General features: G+C 60.6%; 2 protein-coding genes. Both read left to right on the top strand.

Annotated features, from left to right (window positions below; all coding sequences use genetic code 11):
* Window positions 1–174 (top strand): succinate dehydrogenase, hydrophobic membrane anchor protein (sdhD, locus tag JWG43_RS20430; RefSeq protein ID WP_205244310.1); only part of this gene is annotated, 174 nt, incomplete at its 5' end.
* A 1-nt stretch (window position 175) separates the two neighbouring features.
* The coding region (locus JWG43_RS17935; RefSeq protein ID WP_338033287.1) for an FAD-binding protein at window positions 176–475 on the top strand (300 nt) is incomplete at its 3' end.

The raw sequence follows: 475 nt of genomic DNA, 5'->3' as shown, positions 1-475 counted from the left end.
GTCTTCACCCTGCTGACGCTCCTGTGCGTCCTGATCCACGCCTGGATCGGTCTGTGGCAGCTGCTGACCGACTATATCAAGCCGGTCGGACTGCGCGGTGCGCTGCAGTTTGCGCTGGTGGTGGTGCTGTTCGTCTATCTGATGACGGGTTTCGTCGTGCTGTGGGGTGTGTAAGGTGACTATTCCAACTCGTGAATTTGATGCGGTCGTGATCGGTGCCGGGGGTGCCGGCATGCGCGCCGCGCTGCAGATTGCCCAGTCCGGCAAGAGCTGCGCACTGCTTTCCAAGGTTTTCCCGACTCGTTCCCACACGGTTTCCGCCCAGGGCGGGATCACGGTCGCCCTGGGCAATGCCCATGACGACAACTGGCAGTGGCACATGTATGACACCGTCAAGGGCTCCGATTACATCGGTGACCAGGAAGCGATTGAATACATGTGCAAGACCGGCCCCGAGGCCATCTACGAGCTGGAG

This window comes from Desulfobulbus alkaliphilus (genome assembly GCF_016918545.1).
In the GTDB taxonomy this organism is placed as follows: domain Bacteria; phylum Desulfobacterota; class Desulfobulbia; order Desulfobulbales; family Desulfobulbaceae; genus Desulfobulbus; species Desulfobulbus alkaliphilus.
This window is presented reverse-complemented; position numbering and strand designations above follow the sequence as displayed.